Consider the following 23,538-nt stretch of genomic DNA (forward strand, 5'->3'; position numbering starts at 1 on the left):
GCCATGTCCGCCGCCACCGTGCTGCTGCTGTCCACCGCGGACACCGATCTGCTGGCGGCCCGCGCCTCCGGCGCCGACTACCGGATCGGCAACCCGGCCAGGGTCGACCCGGCCGTCGATCTGCCCGCCCTGCTGCACGGCGCCGATGTGGCCGTGGTGCGGCTGCTCGGCGGCCGGCGGACCTGGGAGGAGGGGCTGGCCGCGATCGCCGCCGCCGGGGTGCCCACCGTGCTGCTGGGCGGCGAGTCGGTGCCCGACGCGGAGCTGATGGCGCTCTCCTCGCTGCCGGCCGGTGTGGTCGCCGAATCGCTGGCGTACCTGGTGGAGGGCGGGTCCGGCAATCTTGCCGAGCTGGCCCGGTTCCTCTCCGACACGGTGCTGCTGACCGGCGAGGGCTTCGCCCCGCCGCAGCCGATGCCGCAGTTCGGCCCGCACGGGGAACGCGCGCTGCTGAAGGGGCGGCCCACTGTGGGGGTGCTCTTCTACCGGGCGCACGAACTCTCCGGCAACACCGCCTTTGTGGAGACGCTCTGCGATGCGGTGGAGGCCCGCGGCGGCAATGCGCTGCCGGTGTACTGCGGTTCGCTGCGGGACGCGGACCCGGCGCTGTACGACCTGCTGGCCCGGTGCGACGCGCTGGTGACCACAGTGCTGGCGGCCGGCGGCACAGTGGCGGCCGAGGCCTCGGCGGGCGGCGAGGAGGAGAGCTGGGACGTCGGGGCGCTGGCGGAGCTGGACATCCCGGTGATCCAGGGACTGTGCCTCACCACCAGCAGGGCCGCCTGGGAGGCGTCGGATGCGGCGCTGTCCCCGCTGGACGCGGCGATGCAGGTGGCCATCCCGGAGTTCGACGGCCGGATCGTCTCGGTGCCCTTCTCCTTCAAGGAGACCGGGGAGGGCGACGTCCCGGTGTACCGGGCCGACCCCGAGCGGGCCGCCCGGGTGGCCGGGATCGCGGTGCGGCATGCGGCGCTCCGGCACCGGCCCGACGCCGACAAGCGGATCTGCCTGATGTTCACCGCCTACCCCACCAAGCACTCCCGGGTCGGCAACGCCGTCGGACTGGACACCCCCGCCTCGGCGGTGCGGCTGCTGGACGCGCTGCGCGACGCGGGCTACACCGTGGACGGCTACCCGGACAACGGGGACGAGCTGATCCACCGGCTGATCGCCGCGGGCGGCCACGATGTGGAGTGGCTGACGGAGGAGCAGCTGCGCCAGGCCCCGGCGAGGGTGCCGCTGGCGGACTACCGGCAGTGGTTCCAGGCCCTGCAGCCCGGACTGCGGGAGTCCGTCCGGGAGCACTGGGGGGAGCCCCCGGGCGGGCTCTATGTCGACGGCGACGAGATCGTGCTGGCCTCGCTGCGGTTCGGCAATGTGGTGCTGATGATCCAGCCGCCGCGCGGCTTCGGCGAGAACCCCATCGCCATCTACCACGACCCGGACCTGCCGCCCTCCCATCACTATCTGGCGGCCTACCGCTGGCTGGAGCAGTCCTTCGGCGCCGACGCCGTCGTCCATCTGGGCAAGCACGGCACCATGGAGTGGCTGCCCGGCAAGGGCCTCGGCCTGTCCGCGGAGTGCGCACCCGACGCGGTGCTGGGCGAGCTGCCGCTGGTCTACCCCTTCATCGTCAACGACCCGGGCGAGGGCACCCAGGCCAAGCGGCGCGGCCACGCCACCGTGGTGGACCATCTGGTGCCGCCGATGGCCCGCGCCGACACCTATGGCGACCTGGCCAAGCTGGAGCAGCTGCTCGATGAGTACGCGCTGGTCAGCGATCTGGATCCGGCGAAGGCCCCGGCGGTGCGGGCGCAGATCTGGACCCTGGTGAAGGCCGCCGAGCTCCATCACGACCTGCAGGTGGACGAGCAGCCGGACGACGCCGCGTTCGGCGAGTTCGTGATGCACATCGACGGCTATCTCTGCGAGATCAAGGATGTGCAGATCCGCGACGGCCTCCATGTGCTGGGCGCCGGCCCGGTCGGCGAGGCCCGGGTCAACCTGGTGCTGGCGGTGCTGCGGGCCGCCCAGGTGTGGGGCGGCCGGGCGGAGGCTCTGCCGGGGCTGCGGGCCTCGCTGGCGGCGGAGTTCGGGCTGGTGGAGCGGGAGCTGCTGGCGGAGCCCGGCGCCGCGGTGAAGGTTCCGGACGGCCTGAGCTCGCTGGTGGCCGGGCCCTCCCGGACCGCGTCCGACGCGGTGGACCTGCTGGAGCAGCTCTGCCGGCGGCTCGCCGAGGCCATGGAGCAGCGCGACTGGGCGGTGGACGCCGCGCCCCCACTGGTGGCCGAGGTGCTGGGCCGCCATGTCCCGGACGCGGTGCGGGTGCTGGAGTTCGCCGCCGGCGAGGTGGTGCCGCGGCTGGGGCGTACCGGCGACGAGATCGCCCATGTGCTGCGGGCGCTGCGCGGCGGCTATGTGCCGGCCGGGCCGTCCGGCTCGCCGACCCGGGGGCTGGTCAATGTGCTGCCCACCGGCCGCAACTTCTACTCGGTGGACCCGAAGGCCATCCCCTCCCGGCTGGCCTGGGAGGTCGGGCAGTCGCTGGCCGACTCCCTGGTGGAGCGGTACCTCCAGGACACCGGGGACTTCCCCCGGTCGGTGGGCCTGACGGTGTGGGGCACCTCCTGCATGCGTACCCAGGGCGACGACATCGCCGAGATCCTGGCGCTGCTGGGCTGCCGTCCCGTGTGGGACGACGCCTCACGCCGGGTCACCGGCTTCGAGGTGGTCCCGCCGGCGGAGCTGGGCCGGCCGCGGATCGATGTCACGGTACGGATCTCCGGGTTCTTCCGCGATGCCTTCCCGCATGTGGTGGCGCTGATCGACGACGCGGTACGGGCCGTGGCGGAGCTGGACGAGCCCGCCGACCGCAACCATGTGCGCGCCCACGCCGATCAGGACACCGCCGAGCACGGGGACCGGCGGCGGGCGACGGCGCGGATCTTCGGCTCCAAGCCGGGGGCGTACGGCGCGGGTCTGCTGCCGCTGATCGACGCCCGCAACTGGCGCTCCGACGCGGACCTGGCCGAGGTGTACGCGGTGTGGGGCGGCTACGCCTACGGCCGCGGCCTGGAGGGGCGGGCCGCGCGCGGCGACATGGAGCAGGCGTTCCGGCGGATCTCGGTGGCCGCGAAGAACGTCGACACCCGTGAGCACGACCTGGTCGACGCGGACGACTACTTCCAGTACCACGGCGGCATGGTGGCCATGGTCAGGCATCTGACGGGCACCTCGCCCGAGGCCTATGTCGGCGACTCGGCGCTGCCCGACCAGGTGCGGACCCGGACGCTGTCCGAGGAGACGCACCGCGTGTTCCGCGCCCGGGTGGTGAACCCGCGCTGGATGGCCGCGATGCGCAGGCACGGCTACAAGGGCGCCTTCGAGATGGCCGCCACCGTGGACTACCTCTTCGGGTACGACGCCACCGCGGGCGTGGTGGACGACTGGATGTACGAGCGGCTGGCGGGCGAGTACGTCTTCTCGCCCGAGAACCAGGAGTTCATGAGGCGCTCCAACCCCTGGGCGCTGCGCGGCATCACCGAGCGCCTGCTGGAGGCCGCCGACCGCCGGCTGTGGGCGGAGCCGGACCAGCAGACCCTGGACCGGCTGCGCGAGATGTACCTGGAGCTTGAGGGCGACCTGGAGGGTGAGGACCGATGAGCGACGCGAGGTACCCGTTCACCGCCGTCGTCGGGATGGCCGACCTGCGGCTTGCGCTGCTGCTCAACGCGGTCTCGCCGGCCGTCGGCGGGGTGCTGGTGCGCGGCGAGAAGGGGACCGCCAAGAGCACCGCGGTGCGTGCGCTCGCCGGACTGCTGCCGCCCATCGAGGTGGTCGGCGGCTGCCGTTTCGCCTGCGACCCCGGCGCCCCCGACCCCCGGTGCCCGGACGGGCCGCACGAGGGCGCCGCCGCCGACCGCCGGCCGACCCGGCTGGTCGAACTGCCCGTGGGTGTCTCCGAGGACCGCATCGTCGGGTCGCTGGACCTGGAGCGGGCGCTGTCCGAGGGCGTCAGGGCCTATGAGCCGGGGCTGCTGGCCGCCGCGCACCGGGGCCTGCTGTACATCGACGAGGTCAACCTGCTGCACGACCATGTGGTCGACCTGCTGCTGGACGCTGCTGCCATGGGCCGCTCCTATGTGGAGCGCGAGGGGGTCTCGGTGCGGCACGCCGCCCGTTTCCTGCTGGTCGGCACCATGAACCCGGAGGAGGGCGAGCTGCGTCCGCAGCTGCTGGACCGGTTCGGCCTCACCGTGGAGGTTGCCGCGACCCGGGAGCCCGAGCAGCGGGCCGAGGTGGTGCGGCGGCGGCTGGCCTACGACGCCGACCCGGAGGGGTTCGCCGCCCGCTGGGCCGCCGAGGAGCGGGCGCTGGCCGAGCGGATCACCGCTGCCCGGGAGCTGCTGCCCGAGGTGGTGCTCACCGATGCGGCGCTGCGTCAGATCACCGCGGTCTGCGCGGCGTTCGAGGTTGACGGCCTGCGGGCCGACATCGTGATGGCCCGCACCGCCGTCGCTCTTGCGGCCTGGGCGGGCCGGACCCTGGTGATCGCGGAGGACGTCCGTACCGCCGCACAGCTGGCGCTCCCCCACCGCCGCCGCCGCAACCCCTTCGACGCCCCGGGGCTCGACGAGTCCACGCTGGACGAGACCCTGCGGCAGCACGCGGACGAGCAGTCGGACGACGACCCGGACCCCGACGGGCCCGGCGGCGGACCGGCCGGCGGCCCGGACGGCAGCGGCGAGGACAGCAGCGGTGAGGACGGCAGCGGCGAGGACAGCAGCGGTGAGGACCGCGGCGGTGAGGACCGCGGCCCGCAGCCCGACGGTGCTCCCGAGGAGGCCCCCGCCCCCGCGGCGTCGGGTGCGACAGCCCCGCAGGAGTCCGCTCCGGTCGGCGCAGGGGAGCCCTATCGCACCAGGGTGCTGAAGGTGCCGGGGCTCGGCCGGGGCGCCCAGGGCCGCCGGTCCCGGGCGGAGACCGACGGCGGGCACACCGTGCGGGCGCGCCGCCCGGCCGGGGTGCTCGGCAGTCTGCATCTCACGGCGACCGTGCAGGCCGCCGCCCCGCACCAGCTGGGCCGGGGCCGCAGCGGCCGGGCGCTGGTGCTGCGGCACGACGACTTCCGGGAGAAGGTCAGGGAGGGGCGGGAGTCCAACCTGGTCCTCTTCGTGGTGGACGCCTCCGGGTCGATGGCGGCCCGGCAGCGGATGGCCGCCGTCAAGGGCGCGGTGCTCTCGCTGCTGATGGACGCCTATCAGCGCCGCGACAAGGTGGGCCTGGTGACCTTCCGGGGCGCCGAGGCCGCACTGGCGCTGCCGCCGACGTCCTCCGTGGAGATCGGCGCCGCCCGACTGGAGCGGCTGCCCACCGGCGGCCGCACCCCGCTGGCGGCGGGGCTGCTGCGCGCCCATGAGGTGCTGCGGCTGGAGCGGCTGCGCGACCCGCACCGGCGCCCGCTGCTGGTGGTGGTCACCGACGGCCGGGCCACCGGGGGCCGCGATCCGCTGGGCGACGCCCGCCGGGCCGCCGGGCTGCTGGCCGCGCAGGGGACGGCGGCGGTGGTGCTGGACTGTGAGTCCGGCCCGGTCCGGCTCGGTCTGGCCGCCTCGCTCGCCGGGGACCTGGGTGGCGTCGCCGTGGCCCTGGAGGAGCTGCGGGCGGACGGCGTGGCGGCCCTGGTCCGGGACGCCCGAGCCGCATACTCGACCACTCCGACCAGGAAGGCGGCCTGAGCAGATGCCGCAAGGACAGCCGACCGCAGTCCCCGACGACGGCCTGACGACCCGTCAGCGGCGTACCCAGCCGGTGCTGGCCGTGCACACCGGACCGGGCAAGGGCAAGTCCACCGCCGCGTTCGGCCTGGCCCTGCGTGGCTGGAACCAGGGCTGGCCGATCGGGGTGTTCCAGTTCGTCAAGTCGGCCAAGTGGAAGGTCGGCGAGGAGCGGGCACTGCGCGTCCTCGGCGCCTCCGGGGAGGGCGGGCCCGTCGTCTGGCACAAGATGGGCGAGGGCTGGTCCTGGGTGCAGCGGCATCCGGAGTCCAACGAGGAGGCCGCCCGGGAGGGCTGGGAGCAGGTGAAGCGGGATCTGGCCGCCGAGACCCACCGGCTCTACGTCCTGGACGAGTTCACCTACCCCCTGCACTGGGGCTGGGTGGACACCGACGAGGTGGTCTCGGTGCTGCGGGACCGCCCCGGCTCCCAGCATGTGGTGATCACCGGCCGGTACGCCCCGCAGGCACTGCTGGACGCGGCCGACCTGGTCACCGAGATGACCAAGGTGAAGCACCCCATGGACGCGGGCCGCAAGGGACAGCGCGGCATCGAGTGGTGAACCTGCCCCGGATCGTGGTCGCCGCCCCGTCCTCCGGGGCGGGCAAGACCACCGTCGCCACCGGTCTGATGGCGGCGCTGACCGCACGCGGTCTGGCGGTCTCCCCGCACAAGGTGGGCCCGGACTACATCGACCCGGGCTACCACGCCCTGGCCACCGGGCGGCCCGGCCGCAATCTGGACGCCTTCCTGTGCGGGCCGCAGCGGCTCGCCCCGCTGCTGCTGCACGGTGCCCGCGGCGCCGACGTGGCGGTGGTGGAGGGGGTGATGGGGCTCTTCGACGGCGCGGCGGGGCAGGGCGAACTGGCCTCCACCGCCCAGGTGGCCAAGGTGCTGCGGGCCCCGGTGGTGCTGGTGGTGGACGCCTCGGCGCAGTCCCGCTCGGTGGCGGCGCTGGTGCACGGCTTCGCCTCCTGGGATCCGCAGGTGCGCCTCGGCGGGGTGATCCTCAACCGGGTCGCCTCGGACCGCCATGAGCAGCTGCTGCGCGAGGCCCTGGAGGAGGGCTCGGGGGTGCCGGTGCTGGGGGCCGTCCGCCGTACCGACTCGGTGGCCACGCCGTCGCGGCATCTGGGCCTGGTCCCGGCCGCGGAGCGGGACGCCGAGGCGGTGCACGCGGTGGGCGACATGGGCCGGCTGGTGCGGGAGAGCGTCGATCTGGACGCCGTCCTGGCACTGGCCCGCTCCGCCCCGCCGCTGCCCGACCTGCCGTGGGACCCGGCTGCGGAGATCGCCGCACTGGGCGGGCCGGTGGCCGGGCGCCCGCGGATCGCGCTGGCCGGCGGAGCGGCGTTCACCTTCTGCTACGCCGAGCACGCCGAGCTGCTCACCGCCGCCGGGGCGGAGGTGGTCCCCTTCGATCCGCTGCGGGACGAGGCACTGCCGGAGAGCGTCGCGGGCCTGGTGGTCGGCGGTGGCTTCCCCGAGGTGTTCGCCGCGCAGCTGTCGGCCAACCGCCCGCTGCGCGGCGCGGTGGCCGCGCTGGCCGCCTCGGGCGCGCCGGTGGCGGCCGAGTGCGCCGGACTGCTGTATCTGGCGCGGTCGCTGGACGGCCGGCCGATGTGCGGGGTGCTGGACGCCGACGCCCGGATGGGCGAGCGGCTCACCCTGGGCTACCGGGAGGCGGTGGCACTGCACGACAGCCCGCTGGCCGCGGCGGGGACCCGGGTGCACGGCCACGAGTTCCACCGCACGGTCTGCGAGCCGGGCGCGGGCGGGGTCGCGGCATGGGGCTGGCGCGGCCCGGACGGGCCGCGCACCGAGGGGTTTGTGCACTCCTCGGTGCACGCCTCCTATCTGCATCTGCACTGGGCGGGCGTGCCCGGTCTGCCGCTTCGGCTGGCCGGGCACGCCGCGTCCGGCACTACTTGAGGGCCTTCATCGCCGCCACGAACTGTGTCGCGCTGACCTTGCCGGCGAACAGCCCGCTGATCTCGGTGAGCATGGTGGTGGCCTGGTCCGCGGGCAGCGCCTGGTCCCAGGAGAGGGTGAAGCTCGGGGCCCGCTGCACCGTCACATACTGGAAGGAGGCAAAGTCGGGGTTGGGCGAGGAGGTGAGCATCACCCCGGCGATGGCAGTGGTGGGGACGTCGCCGTTCTCCACCAGCGCCTCGGCGTAGTTCTGCGAGGCCATGGACTTGACGAAGTCCAGGGCCGCCTTCTGGTGCTTGGCACCGGAGTTGATGGACCAGTAGTTGCTGGGGTTGCCCACCACGTCCGCGACGTTGCCGGTCCCGTTGCCGACGCTGGGGAAGGTGGTCCAGCCCAGGCCGCTCTTGGCGAACTGCGGGTTCTTGGACAGCTGGGTGGAGTACTCCCAGGAGCCCATCAGCTGCATCGCGGCCTGGCCCTTGGCCAGGAGGGTCGAGGCGACACCGCCGTTGTAGGGGACGGAGCCGAAGCGGCTGCCGAAGTCACCCTCGCTGACCATCTGCCGCACCAGCTGCGCGGTCTTGAGCACCGCAGGGTCGCCCCAGGCGGAGGAGTCGCCGTTCGCGATCTTCTGGAAGACCTTGGGGCCGCCGAGCCGGTCCAGCAGGTACTCCAGCCACATCAGCTCGGGCCAGGTGTCCTTGCCGCCGAGCGCGAACGGGGTGATGTTCCTGGACCTGAGCGTGGCCGACACACTCTGCAGCTGCGACCAGGTGGTGGGCGGCTTGAGGTGGTTGGCCGCGAAGAGGGTCTTGTTGTAGAAGAGCACCACGGGCTGCATGCCCCGCATGGGGATGCCGTAGATCTTCCCGTTGAGTCCTCCCGCGGCCATGACGGAGGCCAGGAAGGCGTTGGTCAGCGAGCGGTCGTCGTTGACCACCTGGGTGAGGTCGACCAGCTGGTTGCCGTCCACGTAGGACTTGATGGAACCGCCGCCCCAGTTGAAGAAGATGTCCGGCGGGCTGGCGGACGCCATGGCGGCCCGCAGCTTGGTGGCGTACTCGGCGCCTGGCACGATGACCAGCTTCACCTTGACACCTGAGGTTTTGTTGAACTCCTTGACTGCGGCCTGCTGCACCTTCACCGAGTCGTCGCCGTAGATCCAGGCGGTGAGAGTGCCGCTCTCCTCGTCCGCGCTGCTGCTGCCCCCACTCTGGGAGGCGCAGCCGGAGACGGTCCAAGCCAGCGCCAGTGCGACTGCCCCCGCGACCCATCTACCTCTGCGCGAAGTGGTCCCCGCATTGGCCGATCCCATGGTTGCGCCCCTCCGAATGTTTCGCCGATATTGCGAACGACCTCGCGAAAGTAAGGGGTGCATGACAGCGCGTCAAGGCCTCTGACAGAACTCGCAAAATTACCCGCATGATCCGCCAGACCTCGGCAGTCTCAAGGCCTGAGGCGGCGTCCGAAATATTTCGGGATTCTCTCCAGGCCTCGACGGTAAAACTTTCGACGATGTTTCGGAAATGGATCGTTGACCCCACATCCTCAACCGACGCATACTCTCCAGCAGCCAAAGCCTCACCGTCACACCGCCGCACACCGGCAGCCGCCGGTGACGGCGGGACAGCTCTCCGACCGGTCCACCCACCCCTGCCCGGACGGCCCCGCGCCCGCCATCGGGACCCGAGCACCAAGGCCGAAGTGATCACCAGGCACTCCCCCGGCCGGACGGCGCCGGCCCCGCCCGGCGCGGCACCGACGGCCACGGCAGGCGCCGCCGCACTGGCGGGACCCGCCAAATCGACGAGTCCCCTCGACGCTGCGGCCTCGCCGGTCGTCCCGCCGTCGGTGCCCCGACCGTCGGCACCCTGACCGTCGGTGCCCCGACCGTCGGTGCCCTGACCATGAACACCCCGCCCTTGGGCGGCGCCACCTCCTGACCCGGCGCCGCCCACGGCCGGCGCGGCGGCCCCACCCGGCCGCCGCGCCAACGCCGCACCCGGCCTCAGCGGTGGGCGGTGCCCGCGGACGGAGTCGCCGTCAGCCGGTCCGGGGCGGACCCGGCATGCAGCACCCGGCCCGGGATGCTGCGGTGTCGCGGCGGCACCGCACCCATGCCGTCCTCCTCCGACACCGGGCCGGGGGTGGTCCGGCTCAGCCACTCCAGCGCGGTGGGCAGCATCGCCGACCACACCGCGGTGTTGTGCCCGCCGTGCGCGACGGTGAGCGTGGTGCCGTGCGCGGGACGGGACAGCTCGGCCAGCAGCGTCCGGGCGTCCGCCACCGTACGGCCGTCCTGCAGGGAGCCCGCCAGCAGCAGGGCGATGTCCGGCTGCACCGTCATCCGGCGCAGCCGCTGCACCGGGCTGTTGGCGGCGCGCAGCGCCGGATTGCGGACCACGAACGGGGACTCCGGCGTGTTGTAGCCGGAGAGGCTGACCGCGGCGCGGAAGACGTCGGGGTGCTTCACCGTCAGGTCGACGCTGCAGTAGGCACCTGCCGAGTAGCCCATCAGCGCCCAGTGCCGCGCGTCGGACGCGGCCCGCAGGCTGTGCTCGACCAGCCAGGGCACATCCCTGGTCAGCCAGGTGTCGACCCGTGGCCCGCGCGGGACGTCCACACAGCCGCTGTCCTTGGTCCCGGTGTAGTTCATGGTGGCGGAGACCAGGATGAAGGGGTGCACCCGCTGCGCGGCGATCAGCCCGCCCAGGACACGGTCGACGTCCATGGGCCCGAACCAGGTGCGCGGCGAGCCGGGCTGCCCGGGCAGCAGCTCGATCACCGGGAACGCCTTGGTCCGGTAGGCGGTCTGCTGGTACTGCGGCGGCAGCCAGACATAGAGCTCACCGCGCAGCCGGGAGCGCGGGCCGACCGCGGTGGCCTCCAGCACCCGCCGCTTGAAGGGAGTGAAGGAGAGCACCGAGCGCACACCGCCGGACGGCCCCCCGGCGAGCGCCGAAGCACCCACGACCGGTGAGCCGCCGTCCGGGCCCAGCGCGACCTGGTTGCCGTTGGTGCCCAGCAGGTCGTCCCAGCTCTCGTAGAAGGCATAGGTGTTGTTCAGCCACACCAGCGCCACCAGGACCGCCACCGCCTGGTTGAGCACCAGCAGGCCGAGTCTGCCGCCGTAGCGGGCCGCCCGTGGACCGGGTATCCGGTTCCACAGGGTCAGTACCAGCACAGTGAGCACCACCAGCACCACCATGATGAGCGCCAGGAACGCCCCGCTCGTCAACTCCATCCCCACAGGCCTTTCCGATGACGGCTCCGAGCGTCCGTCGGACGCACCGATTCGGCTCCGCACCTGAGGTGAGGACGCAACCGGTCGCAATCAGGTTCCGATCGGGGTGAATCAGACACCCGGACGGAGCAGTGGCTTCCCCCGTCCGGGCGGCTCGTGCCCGGATCCTGTTTGACACATCACGCCGGTCCGGCGCGCGTACCTGCCGGGCGCCGCGTACCTGCCTGGCGCCGCGCGCCGGACGGGAACCGCCGGACCGGACCTGGCCCGCACACCGGGCCCACCCCCCGTCGGCCGGCGTCCGCCCGGGGCCCGGCGCGTGCCGCGCACCACCCCCTCGTCCGGTCCGGCCGCCGCAGCCGTGTGCGGTGCACGCCACAAGGGGCGTTGTTGACCGGGCAGCCGGGCGCGTGATGGGATTTCCGGGCCATACACGGCGGCATTGACGAGGAAGTCCGGTGCGAATCCGGCGCGGTCCCGCCACTGTCACCGGGGAGCACCCCCGGCCCCGCGGCAGCGTCTGCGGGAGTCGGCCACGGCCGTGCACATGCGGTTGGAAGGCCCGGGGGTGTGCCGATCCGGGAGCCAGGAGACTCTGGCCGCCGTCACGTCGACCGGGGCGAGGACCCCGAGTGAGGACTCCGTCATGCGTGTTGCGCATGCCGCCGCAGCGCGGCCTGCCCTTTTCCACCCTCCGGGCCCTTCCGTATGAGCCGCCGCCTGGTCGGCGTGGGGATGGGTCCGGGCGATCCGGAGCTGGTCACGGTGAAGGGCGTCCGGGTGCTGCGCGAGGCGCGGTTCGTGGTCGTCCCGGTGATGGACAGCGGTGAGACGGGCCGGGCCGAGGCGACGGTGCTGCACCACACTGATGCGCACAAGGTCGTCCGGGTGGTGTTCGCCCTCAATGAGCGCGCCGACCGGGCCCGCCGCGAGGCGGCCTGGGACGCGGCCGGGGAGCGGGTCGCCGACCTGCTGAGGCGGACCGGCGGGGGCGGCACCGTGGCGTTCGCCACCATCGGCGACCCCAACGTCTACTCCACCTTCACCTACCTCGCCCAGACGGTCCGTCAGTCCCTGCCGGACACCGTGGTGGAGACCGTCCCGGGGATCACCGCGATGCAGGACCTGGCCGCACGCAGCGGCACGGTGCTGGCCGAGGGCGTGGAGCCGCTCACGCTGGTACCGGTGACCGCCGGTTCGCAGGTGCTCCGGCAGGCCCTGGCGGGCCCGGGCACGGTGGTGGCGTACAAGTTCGGCCGGATCGCCGCCGAGGTCACCGCGGCGCTGCGGGACACCGGCCGCACCCCGGGCGCGGTGTGGGGCTCCTCGCTGGGCCTGCCGGAGGAGTCGATCCGCCCGGCGGCCGAGCTGGACGGCTCCCCGCAGCCCTATCTGTCCACCCTGATCTGCCCCGCCCCGCGGGGCGAGCGAGGGAGCAAGCTGTGACCGGTGGGACCGTTGGCAAGGTGACGTTCGTCGGCGCCGGGCCGGGCGCGGCGGACCTGCTGACCTTCCGGGCGGCACGGGCGATCGCGGCGGCAGACACGGTGGTGTGGGCGGCGAGCCTGGTGCAGCGCGAGGTGCTGGAGCACGCCCGCGAGGACGCCCGGATCGTGGACTCCTCCCTGGTGCCCATGGAGGACGTGCTGGCCCTGTACGAGGAAGCCGCCCGCGACGGCCTGCGGGTGGCCCGGATCCACTCCGGCGACCCGTCGCTGTGGGGCGCGGTGCAGGAGCAGCTGGAGCGGTGCCGGGCGCTGGGCCTGGAGACCGAGATCGTGCCCGGTGTCTCGTCCTTCTCCGCGGTGGCGGCCATCGCCCAGCGGGAGTTGACGGTGCCCGAGGTGGCGCAGTCGGTGATCCTCACCCGGCTGGGCGGCGGCAGGACGCCGATGCCGCCCGGCGAGGAGGTACGGGAGTTCGCCCGGCACGGCACCACCATGGCGGTCTTCCTCTCGGCGGCCCGCAGCGGGCAGCTGGCCGCCGAGCTGCTGGAGGGCGGCTATCCGCAGGAGACCCCGGTGGTGGTGGCCCATCAGGCGACCTGGCCGGAGGAGCTGGTGCTGCACTGCACCGTCGGCACCCTGGAGGCCACCGTCAAGGCGCACAGGCTGTGGAAGCACACCCTGTTCCTGGTGGGTCCGGCGCTGGGCGCCGAGGGGACCCGCTCGCACCTCTACCACCCCGGCCACTTCCACACCTTCCGCAAGGCGGACCGGCGTGCCCGGCGCACCCTGCGCACCGACGGGGCGAGCGCCGCACCGCTGCCCGCGGAGAGCTGAACCTCGGATGACCTCCCCTCGGATCACGGTCCTCGGGCGTGGCCGCCACCCGCTGCCGCCCGAGGACAGCGCCGTGCTGTCGGCGGCGACCCTGGTGGCGGGCGCCCGGCGGCATCTGGAGTCCGCCGCCGTCCCCGCGGGTGCACACCGGGTCGTCCTCGGGCCGCTGGCACCCGCGCTGGACGCCATCGAAGAGGAGTCGGCCCGCGAGGGCTCCAGGATCGTGGTGCTGGCCAGCGGCGATCCGGGCTTCTTCGGGATCGTCCGGGCGCTGGGCGAGCGGTTCGGCCCGGAGCGGCTGGAGGTGCGGCCCGGCACCTCGTCGGTGGCGGACGCCTTCGCCCGGCTGGGCCTGTCCTGGGACGACGCCGTGGTGGTCAGCGCCCACGGCCGCGCCCCGCACACCGCGTACAACCTCTGCCGGGCGCACCGCAAGACCGCGGTGCTGACCGCGCCCGGCGCCGGCCCCGCCGAGCTGGCCGCGGAGCTGCTGCGCACCCCGGACATCGAACGGCGTCTGATCGTCGCCTCCGATCTGGGCGGGCCCGCGGAGCGGGTGGAGGAGCTGACCCCGGCGGAGGCCGCCGGCCGCGACTGGCCGGCCGTCAATCTGGTGCTCTGCCTGGGCGGCCCGCCCGGGGTCGGCCCGATGCGGGCGCTGGCCGGGCACAGCGGGGGTCCGCCCGGCTGGGCGCTGCCCGAGGACGCCTTTGCGCACCGTGACTCCATGGTCACCAAGGCCGAGGTGCGTGCCCTGGCGCTGGCCCGGCTCGGCCCCCGGCCGGGTGACCTGGTGTGGGACGTCGGCGCGGGCAGCGGCTCGGTCGCCGTGGAGTGCGCACGGTTCGGCGCCGCCGCGGTCGCGGTGGAGCAGGACGCCGAGGCGGTCGCCCGGATCAGGGCCAACGCCCGCACCCACGGGGTGGACATCGCTGCGGTCCACGGCCGGGCCCCCCAGGCGCTGGCCGCGCTGCCCGACCCCGACGCGGTCTTCGTCGGCGGCGGGGGTACCGACCTGCCCGCCGTGGTCGGCCACTGCGCCGCCCGGGCCCGCCGGGCCGTGGTGGTCACCCTGGCCGCGGTCGACCGCGTCCCCGCGGTGCGGGAGGCCCTGCACACAGCCGGTCTGGCCGCCGACGGCGTGCTGCTGCACTCCTCCCGGCTGGCCCCGCTGCCCGGCGGAGTGAGCCGCCTGGCCGCCACCAATCCCGTCTTCGTCCTCTGGGGCACCCGCCCATGACCCCGTACCGGCAGCCGTCCGGCCCCCGGTGCGGCGACCGGCCCGCCCGCACGACAGCACAGCACCGCCCCCCGAGGAGGCTCCCCCAGTGATCGGCCTGATCGCAGTCACCGCCGCCGGACGGCGCGCCGCCGACCGGCTCGCCGCCGCATGGCCCGCCCGCACCGCCGTGTACGAGGGACCGGCGGCCGAGGCCGTGGGCCGGGCGTTCGCCGAGTGCGAGCAGCTGGTCTGCTTCCTCGCCGCCGGGGCCACCGTACGGCTGGTCGCCCCCCTGCTTGCGGACAAGGCCACCGACCCGGGGGTGGTCTGTGTGGACGAGGGCCTGCACTTCGCGGTGCCGCTGCTGGGCGGCCACGGCGGCGGCGCCAACGCCCTCGCGGAGCAGCTCTCCGAGGTACTCGGCACCCGGCCGGTGGTCACCACCGCCACCGACGCCACCAGCATCCCGGGCCTGGACACCCTGGACCTGCCGGTGGAGGGCGAGGTGGCGGCGGTCTCCCGGGCGATCCTGGACGGCTCCCCGGTACGGCTGGAGGCCGACCGCCCCCATCCGCTCCCCGCGCTGCCCTCCTGGGTCGACGCCCACGCCCCGGCCGACGCACCCGTCCTGCGGATCAGCGACCTCGTCCGACCCGACGGCGGGACCACCGCCACCCTGCGTCCCGCGTCCCTGGTGGTCGGCGTCGGCGCCAGCCGCGGGGTCACCGCCGAGGAGGTGCTGGACCTGGTGGCGGAGGCGCTGGCCGAGGCCGGGCTGTCACCGGCCTCCGTCGCCCTGCTGTCCACCGTGGACGCCAAGGCCGACGAGGAGGGCATCGTCCAGGCCGCCCGGCAGCTGGGCGTGCCCGTGACGACCCACACCGCCGAGGCACTCGCCACCGTCCCGGTGCCCAACCCCTCCGCCGCCCCGCTGGCCGCGGTCGGCACCCCCAGCGTGGCCGAGGCCGCCGCCCTGGCCGCCGCCCCCGGTGGCACGCTGATCGTCCCCAAGCGGAAGTCACGGCCCGAGGGCCGCCCCGCGATGTGCACCGTCGCGGTCGCCCGCCGGGCCGTACGCGGCCGGCTCGCCCTGGTCGGTCTGGGCCCCGGAGCCCGGGACCTGCTCACCCCCCGGGCCCGCACCGAACTGCGCCGGGCCTCGGTCGTGGTCGGCCTGGACCAGTACCTCGACCAGATCCGCGACCTGCTGCGCCCCGGCACCCGGATCGAGGAGTCCGGCCTGGGCGCCGAGGAGGAGCGGGCACGCACCGCCGTGCGGCTGGCCCGCGAGGGCCTGGCCGTGGCGCTGGTCGGCAGCGGCGACGCCGGGGTGTACGCCATGGCCTCACCGGCGCTGGCCGAGGCCGGGGACGACATCGACGTGGTCGGGGTGCCCGGGGTGACCGCGGCGCTGGCCGCAGCGGCGCTGCTGGGCGCCCCGCTGGGCCACGACCATGTCTCCATCTCCCTCTCCGACCTGCACACCCCGTGGGAGGTCATCGAACGCCGGGTACGGGCGGCGGCCGAGGCCGACCTGGTGGTGACCTTCTACAACCCCCGCAGCCGGGGCCGCGACTGGCAGCTGCCCAAGGCCCTGGACATCCTGGCCGCGCGCCGCACCCCGCAGACCCCGGTCGGGGTCGCCCACGGGGTCTCCCGGCCCGACCAGTGGCACACCGTCACCACCCTGGCCGAACTGGACGTCACCACCGTCGACATGACGACCGTGGTCACCGTCGGCAACACGGCCACCCGCCGGGTCGCCGGCCGCATGGTCACCCCGCGCGGCTACCGCTGGCAGCGGTGACCCCCATCCTCCCGACCCCTGGAGACCTGACGTGACCCCACCTCCCCAGCCGCCCGCGCTGCTCCTCGTCGGACACGGCACCCGTGACGACGCCGGCGCCGAGGCGTTCCGCTCCTTCGTCGCGGGCCTGCGCGGCCGGCTGCCCGGGGTGCCGGTCGGCGGCGGCTTCATCGAACTCTCGCCGCCGCCGCTGGCCGACGCGGTGGCGGAGCTGGTGGCGGCCGGGGTGCGGCGGTTCGCCGCGGTGCCGCTGGTGCTGGTCTCCGCCGGGCACGCCAAGGGCGACATACCGGCGGCGCTGGCCCGCGAGAAGGAGCGCCACCCCGGGATCTCCTACCGCTACGGCCGTCCGCTGGGCCCGCATCCCGCGCTGCTGACCGTGCTGGAGCGACGGCTGGACGAGGTGCTGGACCGGGCCGACCGCGCCGCCACCACGGTGCTGCTGGTCGGGCGGGGCTCCACCGATCCGGACGCCAACTCCGAGGTCCACAAGGCCGCCCGGCTGCTGTGGGAGGGCCGCGGGCTCGCCGGGGTGGAGACCGCCTTTGTCTCCCTCGCCGACCCCGATGTGGCGGCGGGCCTGGAGCGCTGCCGCCGGCTGGGCGCCGAGCGGATCGTGGTGCTGCCGTACTTCCTCTTCACCGGGGTGCTGCCGGACCGCGTGGAACGGCAGGCCGCCGAGTGGGCCGCCGCCCACCCCGATCTCCAGGTGCGCTGCGCCGGGGTGATGGGCGCCACCGAGGAGCTCGCGGAGCTGGTACTGGAGCGCTATCGCGAGGCTCTGGAGGGGGATGTACGGATGAACTGCGACACCTGCGTCTACCGCATCGCCATGCCCGGCTTCGAGGACAGGGTGGGCGCAGCACAGCGCCCCCACCACCACCCCGACGACCCGGGCCATGACCACCACCATGGACAGAACCACAGCCATGCACACTGACGCACCGTCACACCGGGCCGGGGCCGAGCCGGATCTGCGCCACCACGGTGATGCGGAGGTGCGCGACGGCAGCCTGGTCGACCTGGCCGTGAACGTCCGCACCGGCACCCCGCCGCCCTGGCTGCGCGACCGGCTGGCCGCCGCGCTCGACGGTCTGGCCGCCTACCCCGACGGCGCGGCGGCCCGCGCCGCGGTCGCCGCCCGGCACGGCAGGCCGCCCGGCGAGGTGCTGCTGACCTCGGGCGCCGCCGAGGCGTTCGTCCTGCTGGCCCGTACGCTGCGGCCGCGCCGCGCCGTGGTGGTGCATCCGCAGTCACCGAGCCGGAGGCGGCGCTGCGGGACGCCGGGCACCGGGTGGAGCGGCTGCTGCTGACGCCCGCGGACGGCTTCCGGCTGGACCCGGCCGCCGTACCCGCGGACGCGGATCTGGTGGTGGTGGGCAACCCCACCAACCCCACCTCGGTGCTGCACCCGGCCGCCGCACTGGCGGCACTGGCCAGGCCCGGCCGCGTCCTGGTGGTGGACGAGGCGTTCGCCGACACGGTGCCCGGCGAGACAGGCAGCCTGGCCGCCCGGTCGGAACTGCCCGGCCTGGTGGTGCTGCGCAGCCTCACCAAGACCTGGGGACTGGCCGGACTGCGGATCGGCTATCTGCTGGCGGCCGAGGCCATGGTGGACCGGCTTGCCCGCAGCCAGCCGCTGTGGCCGGTCTCCACCCCGGCACTGGTCGCGGCCGAGGCCTGCTGCTCCCCCCGCGCCCTGGCCGAGGCCGAGCAGGCCGCCCGCACCACCGCCGACCACCGCGCCCAACTGCTCGCCGGACTCGCGGCCGTCCCCGGGGTCCAGGTGCACGGCGAGCCCGCGGCCTCCTTCGTCCTGCTGCGGCTCCCCGGGGCCGCAGCGGTGCGCGAGCGGCTGCGCGCCGCCGGTTTCGCCGTCCGCCGGGGCGACACCTTCCCCGGGCTGGGTCCCGACTGGCTGCGCGTCGCCGTCCGGGACCCGGCGACCACCGAGGCGTTCCTCGCCGCCCTGGCCGCCGCGGTGGACGGCTAGGCCCGGCACCTCCGCACCGCCGGCCGCACCCGCCGCCCCGCCCCGGCTCACGGCGGGGGCAGCGCCCGGCACAGCGCGCCCAGCGCATCCGCGAACGCCCGGTCGGGCGGCGCCGAGTACCCCACCACCAGACCGTCGACCACCGGTGACGCCGCATCCGGATGGCGGTAGCCGGCCAGGCCCTCCAGGGCCAGTCCCTGCCAGGCGGCGGCGCGGACCGCGGACCGCTCGGTGCCGGGCGGCAGCCGCAGCACGGCATGCAGCCCCGCAGCGACACCGGTGACCCCGATGTGCGGGGCCTGCTCCGCGAGCACGGCCGCCAACTGCCCGCGACGCCGTCGATAGCGCTGCCGCATCCGCCGGACATGGCGGTCATAGCCGCCGGAGTCGATGAAGTCGGCGAGCGTGAGCTGCTCCAGAGCCCCGGCGAAGGGCTCCCGCTCCCCCTTCGCGGCAAGCACCCCGTCCACCAGACCGCCGGGGAGCACCGCCCAGCCCAGCCGCAGCGCGGGGCTCAGGCTCTTGCTCACCGAGCCCAGATAGACGACCCGGTCAGGGTCCAGTCCCTGCACCGCACCGACCGGCTGCCGGTCGTAGCGGAACTCGCCGTCATAGTCGTCCTCCAGGACCAGCCCCCCGGCGGCCCTCGCCCACTCCACCACCGCGGCCCGCCGCCGCGGATGCAGTGGACCACCGGTGGGGAACTGGTGCGCGGGGGTGAGCAGCACCGCACGCGCCCGGGTCGCCGCCAGCTCCTGGGTGAGGGCGCCCCGCTCGTCCACCGGCAGCGGCAGCGTGCGCAGCCCCGCCGCGGTCAGCAGTCCGCGGTGGAAGTCCAGCCCGTACTCCTCCACCGCCACTGGTCCGCGCAGCACCTGCCCCAGCAGGCGCAGCGCCCCTGCGACACCGGAGCAGACCACGATCCGCTCCGGATCGCAGCGCACCCCCCGCGCCCGGGACAGATAGCCGGCCAGGGCACGCCGCAGCTCCGGCCGCCCCCGCGGATCGCCCGGGCCGAAGGCGTCGTTGGGGGCCGCCGTGAGCGCCCGGCGGGTGGCGGCGATCCAGGCCGCGCGCGGAAAGGAGGAGATGTCCGGCCGCCCCTGCCGCAGATCGTGGCGGGCCGGCTGTGCCTCGCGGGCGGGCGGCACCGGACGGCGGACGGGGGCGGGCGGCGCGGGACGCTGCGCCACCCTGGTCCCGGATCCCTGACGTGCCGTCAGCCATCCTTCGGCGACCAGCTCGGCATAGGCGTCGGCTGCGGTGTTGCGGGCGATGCCCAGATCGACGGCGAGGGAGCGGTAGGGCGGCAACCGCGTGCCCGGGGCCAGCCGCCCGCTGCGGACCGCCTCCCGCAGCGCCCGGGTGAGCGCGGCACGGCGACCACCGCCCCGGGCCAGCTCCAGATGCAGGTCAACGCCCAGCACCACCGCCTGATTGACCCGCGATTCCGCCATGGAAATGCACCCTACAACCGGTCACCTGGCGCCATAGATTGAACGTCATGGACACCACGCAGAACACCCCCCGGGTCGAGTTCGCCAAGGCCGCCCCCAAGGCCTTCCGAGCCCTCATCGGCTTCGACGCCGCCGCCCGCGAAGGCCTGGACCCGGCCCTGGTCGAACTGGTGCAGATCCGCGCCTCGCTGCTCAACGGCTGCGCCTACTGCCTGCACATGCACACCAGCGACGCCCGCAAGGCGGGAGAGAGCGAGGAGCGACTGCACCTGGTGGGGCTGTGGCGGGAGGCCCCGCACTTCTACACACCCAGGGAGCAGGCAGCCCTGGCGCTCACCGAGGCGGTGACCGTCCCCTCCGGAGGCGTCAGCGACGAGGTGTACACACGGGCCGCCGAGCACTTCGAGGAGGAGGAGCTCGCCCGGCTGATCGCACTGATCACGACCATCAACACCTGGAACCGGATCGCCGTCGCCACCCGTAGGACCCCGGGGACCGACCAGCGGGCGAATTCCCGTTGAGCCCGCCCCCGGCCGCTGCGACCATGGGGCCGCCCACCGCCCACCGCCCACTCCACAGCGAGGTGCCATGACCGCCGAACTCTTCCCCCCGTCACTGCCGGTCATGACGACCCTCGGCGGCAGCGACAGCGGACGGGACTGGCTCACCGCGCTCCCCGCCCTGGTCGAGGAGTTCCGCGACCGCTGGTCGCTGCGGCTGGGGGCGCCGTTCCTCGGCGGCAGCTGCGCCTGGGTGGCCCCGGCGGAACTGCCCGGCGGGGAGCGGGCCGTGCTCAAGCTGAGCTGGCCGCACCCGGAGGCGGCGGGTGAGGCCGAGGCGCTGCGGCTGTGGGACGGGCGCGGCGCCGTCCGGGTGCTGCGCCATGACACCGAGCGCTATGCGCTGCTGCTGGAGCGCTGCGAACCCGGCACCGAACTGCGGGCCGCGGAACAGCTGGGCGCCGAGGAGCGGCTGCTGCTCGCGGCCCAGGTGCTGAACCGGCTGTGGACCGCCGACCCCGGGCTCGCCACCGGGCTGGAGCCGCTGGAAGCGGTCGCCGCCTGCCGGGCCGACCAGGCCGAGGAGCGGATGGCCCGGCTGCGGCCGGACTTCGACCGCGGACTGGTGGCCCACGGGGTGCGGCTGTGGCGTGAACTCCCGGCCGGGGCCGGGCGGCGGGTCGTCCTGCACGGCGACTTCAACCCGGGCAATGTGCTGCTCTCAGGGCGGGGTCCCTGGCTGGCGATCGACGCCAAGCCGATGACCGGCGATCCGGCGTACGACCCCTGGCCGCTGCTGGCGCAGATCGACGACCCCTTCGCCCACCCCGACCCGCGGCGGGTGCTGTCCCGGCGGCTGGCGCTGCTGGCCGACGCACTGGGCGAGGACGCCCGCCGGCTCGCGGCCTGGGCGATGGCCCGCCAGGTGGAGTCCGCGCTCTGGGCGCTGGACGAAGGCCGTCCGGACGGCGGGACGATGGATCCGGTGCCCCTGCTGGCAGAGCTGGCCGGGCTCTGACGGTCACCGCGGGCGGCGGGGACCGCGCGGAGCGCGGGCGGTCAGGGGCCCGGAGCACGGATGCCCGCCGGACGGGGGCGTCCGGCGGGCATGGCGCGCAAAGGGTGCGCGGCTGAGGATCAGACCTGGTCGGCCTTCTCCAGCGCGGCGCAGCAGGTGTTGACGATCAGCCGGGTGACGACATAGGGGTCGACGTTGGCGTTGGGCCGGCGGTCCTCGATGTAGCCCTTCTTGTCGATCTCCACCTGCCACGGGATGCGGACCGAGGCACCGCGGTTGGAGACGCCGTAGCTGTACTCGTTCCACGGGGCGGTCTCGTGCAGACCGGTGAGGCGGCTCTCGATGCCGAAGCCGTACTCCTTGACGTGCTCCAGCGGCTTGCCCTCGGCGCCGAGCGACTCGCAGGCGGTGATGATCGGGTCGTAGCCCTCACGCATCGCCTTGGTGGAGAAGTTGGTGTGGGCACCGGCACCGTTCCAGTCGCCCTTGGCCGGCTTGGCGTCCAGGGTGGCGGAGATGCCGAAGTCCTCGGCGGTGCGGTAGAGCAGCCAGCGGGCCACCCACAGCTGGTCGGAGACCTCCAGCGGGGAGAGCGGGCCGACCTGGAACTCCCACTGGCCGGGCATGACCTCGGCGTTGATGCCGGAGATGCCGAGGCCCGCGGCGAGGCAGTTGTCGAGGTGCTTCTCGACGACCTCACGGCCGAAGATCTCGTCGGCACCGACACCGCAGTAGTAGCCGCCCTGGGGCGCCGGGAAGCCGTTCTCGGGGAAGCCGAGCGGACGGCTGCCGTCGAAGAAGGTGTACTCCTGCTCGATGCCGAAGATCGGCTCCTGGCCGGCGAACTGCTCGGCGATCGGGCGGAGCAGGGCACGGGTGTTGGACTCGTGCGGGGTGCCGTCGGTGTTGTAGACCTCGCAGAGCACCAGCTTGTGGTCGCCGCCGCGGATCGGGTCGGGGCAGGAGTAGACCGGCTTGAGCACGCGGTCGGAGGCGTGGCCCTCGGCCTGGTTGGTGCTGGAGCCGTCGAAGCCCCAGTCCGGCAGCGCGGCACCGTCAGCAAGGATCTTGGTCTTGGAGCGCAGCTTGGCGGTCGGCTGGGTGCCGTCGATCCAGATGTACTCGGCCTTGTAGCTCACTGGCGGAATCCTCGCGGGGTGGGGTGGTGGGGTGCACCCGGAGCATTGCAAGGTGCCGTTTCCCAGTTGTTCCTCCAATGTGAACACCATGTGAACCGACGTGAGACGGCCCCGGGTGCCCCCGAACCCCAGCTCGCGAAGGCCTGTTATACGGAGCCTCGCCTGCGGCGCACCACCAGCAGTGCCGCGGCACCCGCGACCACCAGCACCGCGGCGCCGCCCAGCAGCAGCGGGCTGACCGAGCCACCGGTCTCCGCCAGACCGGCGCCGGCGGTCTGCGGTGCGTTCGGCGCGGCCGAGGCCGACGCGGAGGCGGACGGCGCAGCGGAGGCGGACGCCGGGGGCTGCGAGGACGGGGCCGTGGTCGTGGTGGAGGTGTCCACCGCACCGGGCTTGGAGCAGCTCACCGAGGCCACCGTGACCCGGCCGGAGACCTTGGCGACGTTCAGCTTCAGCGGGTCGACCGTGACATCCAGCTCCAGCGCGGTCGCGGCCGCGCTGGTGGAGGTGACGGCCCGGCGGGACAGCTCGGCCGAGACCACGCCCACACCCGGCACGGCGATCCGGGTCGGACCGGCGGCGGTGAGGGTGACCCGGCGGCCCAGAACGCGCAGCGTGCCCAGCACATCGACATCGGCCGTGGGCCGCCCGTCGACCGGGCAGTCGACCTCGGCGGTGACCGCCTCCAGGCCGAGCAGTGCGGTGAGCGGCAGTCCGGGCACATGCACATCGGCGCCCACCAGCCGCACCGAGGCCCTGGCACCCTTGCGGTCCACGGTGGCGCGGGTGGTGCCCAGCTGCGCCTTGACCAGGGTGATCGGGGCGCCCTGGGCCACTCCGTCGACCCGGGCGGTGAGCATGGTGCCGCCGCCCTGCCCGGGAGCGCTCACCTTGTTCAGGGAGACGTCCACCGGCACGTCGACGGTGCGGTTCAGCAGGCCGACGTCCAGCCGCACCTCGGCGGCGGTCGCGGCGGCCCGGCCGCTCCCGGTGGCGTGGGCGGGCGCGGTGGCGTGGGCGGCGGCCGGCAGCCCCGCGACGACCAGACCTGCGGCGACCACGGCGACGGCACCCGGCCGGAGCCCGGGTATGGCGGAGAAGACGGAAGACACGAGGAAACTCCCACACATGGCGGATGGAATCCCCCGGCTCATGGGCATCACACCG

Annotated in this window: 16 protein-coding genes, 1 pseudogene and 1 riboswitch; of the genes and pseudogenes, 12 read left to right on the forward strand and 5 right to left on the reverse strand. The window is 74.4% G+C overall.

All coding sequences use genetic code 11. The annotated features are described in order from the left end of the window. The first annotated feature begins 3 nt into the window (after window positions 1–3). Genes cobN through AB0761_RS11255 form a run of 4 tightly spaced genes read left to right on the forward strand, consistent with a single transcriptional unit; the run spans window position 4 to window position 7,709 of the window. Entirely contained in the window at window positions 4–3,663 is a 3,660-nt protein-coding gene (gene cobN, locus AB0761_RS11240) for a cobaltochelatase subunit CobN (RefSeq protein WP_377268840.1), read from the forward strand. Continuing rightward, complete coding sequence (locus AB0761_RS11245) at window positions 3,660–5,738, forward strand: putative cobaltochelatase (RefSeq protein WP_377268841.1); 2,079 nt, start codon at window positions 3,660–3,662, stop codon at window positions 5,736–5,738. The genes cobN and AB0761_RS11245 overlap by 4 nt, the downstream gene beginning before the upstream one ends. Window positions 5,739–5,742: 4 nt before the next feature. After that, on the forward strand, window positions 5,743–6,339 hold the full coding sequence (gene cobO / locus AB0761_RS11250; RefSeq protein WP_377268842.1) for a cob(I)yrinic acid a,c-diamide adenosyltransferase: 597 nt from the start codon (window positions 5,743–5,745) through the stop codon (window positions 6,337–6,339). Continuing rightward, window positions 6,333–7,709, forward strand: coding sequence for a cobyrinate a,c-diamide synthase (locus AB0761_RS11255; protein WP_377268843.1), 1,377 nt, complete (start codon window positions 6,333–6,335; stop codon window positions 7,707–7,709). The genes cobO and AB0761_RS11255 overlap by 7 nt, the downstream gene beginning before the upstream one ends. On the opposite strand, the gene AB0761_RS11260 is transcribed toward AB0761_RS11255, so the two are convergent. Next, entirely contained in the window at window positions 7,702–8,961 is a 1,260-nt protein-coding gene (locus AB0761_RS11260; protein WP_377274014.1) for an extracellular solute-binding protein, read from the reverse strand. The genes AB0761_RS11255 and AB0761_RS11260 overlap by 8 nt on opposite strands. A gap of 756 nt (window positions 8,962–9,717) precedes the next feature. Continuing rightward, window positions 9,718–10,953 (reverse strand): alpha/beta hydrolase, encoded by a 1,236-nt coding sequence (locus AB0761_RS11265; protein ID WP_377268844.1) that lies wholly within the window; start codon window positions 10,951–10,953, stop codon window positions 9,718–9,720. Window positions 10,954–11,395: 442 nt separating this feature from the next. After that, a riboswitch (cobalamin riboswitch) is annotated at window positions 11,396–11,549 on the forward strand. A gap of 112 nt (window positions 11,550–11,661) precedes the next feature. Between AB0761_RS11265 and cobI the strand changes: the two genes are divergently transcribed. From cobI to cobC, 6 genes and pseudogenes are all read left to right on the forward strand, one after another. Next, entirely contained in the window at window positions 11,662–12,399 is a 738-nt protein-coding gene (gene cobI / locus AB0761_RS11270) for a precorrin-2 C(20)-methyltransferase (protein WP_377268845.1), read from the forward strand. Then, window positions 12,396–13,235 (forward strand): precorrin-4 C(11)-methyltransferase, encoded by an 840-nt coding sequence (cobM, locus tag AB0761_RS11275; protein ID WP_377268846.1) that lies wholly within the window; start codon window positions 12,396–12,398, stop codon window positions 13,233–13,235. The genes cobI and cobM overlap by 4 nt, the downstream gene beginning before the upstream one ends. A gap of 7 nt (window positions 13,236–13,242) precedes the next feature. After that, window positions 13,243–14,475, forward strand: coding sequence for a precorrin-6y C5,15-methyltransferase (decarboxylating) subunit CbiE (gene cbiE / locus AB0761_RS11280; protein WP_377268847.1), 1,233 nt, complete (start codon window positions 13,243–13,245; stop codon window positions 14,473–14,475). An 88-nt stretch (window positions 14,476–14,563) separates the two neighbouring features. Next, entirely contained in the window at window positions 14,564–16,264 is a 1,701-nt protein-coding gene (gene cobJ / locus AB0761_RS11285; RefSeq protein WP_377268848.1) for a precorrin-3B C(17)-methyltransferase, read from the forward strand. Between the two features lie 31 nt (window positions 16,265–16,295). Further along, complete coding sequence (locus tag AB0761_RS11290) at window positions 16,296–17,204, forward strand: sirohydrochlorin chelatase (RefSeq protein WP_377268849.1); 909 nt, start codon at window positions 16,296–16,298, stop codon at window positions 17,202–17,204. Further along, window positions 17,176–18,257, forward strand: a pseudogene (cobC, locus tag AB0761_RS11295) (Rv2231c family pyridoxal phosphate-dependent protein CobC). The gene AB0761_RS11290 and the pseudogene cobC overlap by 29 nt, the downstream one beginning before the upstream one ends. Window positions 18,258–18,304: 47 nt before the next feature. Here cobC and AB0761_RS11300 read toward each other — a convergent pair. Continuing rightward, a complete protein-coding gene (locus AB0761_RS11300) occupies window positions 18,305–19,714 on the reverse strand; it encodes a PLP-dependent aminotransferase family protein (RefSeq protein WP_377268850.1) in 1,410 nt (469 codons plus the stop codon). A gap of 47 nt (window positions 19,715–19,761) precedes the next feature. On the opposite strand from AB0761_RS11300, the gene AB0761_RS11305 reads away from it, so the two are divergent. Together AB0761_RS11305 and AB0761_RS11310 are read left to right on the forward strand one after the other, a co-directional pair. Continuing rightward, window positions 19,762–20,235, forward strand: coding sequence for a carboxymuconolactone decarboxylase family protein (locus AB0761_RS11305; RefSeq protein ID WP_377268851.1), 474 nt, complete (start codon window positions 19,762–19,764; stop codon window positions 20,233–20,235). 67 nt (window positions 20,236–20,302) lie between these two features. Continuing rightward, window positions 20,303–21,232 (forward strand): aminoglycoside phosphotransferase family protein, encoded by a 930-nt coding sequence (locus AB0761_RS11310; protein WP_377268852.1) that lies wholly within the window; start codon window positions 20,303–20,305, stop codon window positions 21,230–21,232. A 119-nt stretch (window positions 21,233–21,351) separates the two neighbouring features. Here the strand turns inward: AB0761_RS11310 and glnII are convergent, their stop codons facing one another. Together glnII and AB0761_RS11320 are read right to left on the reverse strand one after the other, a co-directional pair. Further along, on the reverse strand, window positions 21,352–22,371 hold the full coding sequence (gene glnII, locus AB0761_RS11315) for a glutamine synthetase (RefSeq protein ID WP_377268853.1): 1,020 nt from the start codon (window positions 22,369–22,371) through the stop codon (window positions 21,352–21,354). 146 nt (window positions 22,372–22,517) lie between these two features. After that, a complete protein-coding gene (locus tag AB0761_RS11320; protein WP_377268854.1) occupies window positions 22,518–23,483 on the reverse strand; it encodes an SCO1860 family LAETG-anchored protein in 966 nt (321 codons plus the stop codon). Between the last annotated feature and the right edge of the window lie 55 nt (window positions 23,484–23,538).

It is taken from the genome of Peterkaempfera podocarpi (assembly GCF_042466665.1).
GTDB lineage: Bacteria > Actinomycetota > Actinomycetes > Streptomycetales > Streptomycetaceae > Peterkaempfera > Peterkaempfera podocarpi.

Excerpts from the sequence above, each read along its gene's own strand:
- AB0761_RS11310 (WP_377268852.1), top strand. The coding sequence starts at position 20,303 with ATGACCGCCGAACTCTTCCCCCCGTCACTGCCGGTCATGACGACCCTC.
- AB0761_RS11245 (WP_377268841.1), top strand. The coding sequence starts at position 3,660 with ATGAGCGACGCGAGGTACCCGTTCACCGCCGTCGTCGGGATGGCCGAC.
- cobN (WP_377268840.1), top strand. The coding sequence starts at position 4 with ATGTCCGCCGCCACCGTGCTGCTGCTGTCCACCGCGGACACCGATCTG.
- AB0761_RS11265 (WP_377268844.1), bottom strand. The coding sequence starts at position 10,953 with ATGGAGTTGACGAGCGGGGCGTTCCTGGCGCTCATCATGGTGGTGCTG.
- AB0761_RS11305 (WP_377268851.1), top strand. The coding sequence starts at position 19,762 with ATGGACACCACGCAGAACACCCCCCGGGTCGAGTTCGCCAAGGCCGCC.
- cobO (WP_377268842.1), top strand. The coding sequence starts at position 5,743 with ATGCCGCAAGGACAGCCGACCGCAGTCCCCGACGACGGCCTGACGACC.
- cobI (WP_377268845.1), top strand. The coding sequence starts at position 11,662 with ATGAGCCGCCGCCTGGTCGGCGTGGGGATGGGTCCGGGCGATCCGGAG.
- cbiE (WP_377268847.1), top strand. The coding sequence starts at position 13,243 with ATGACCTCCCCTCGGATCACGGTCCTCGGGCGTGGCCGCCACCCGCTG.
- AB0761_RS11300 (WP_377268850.1), bottom strand. The coding sequence starts at position 19,714 with ATGGCGGAATCGCGGGTCAATCAGGCGGTGGTGCTGGGCGTTGACCTG.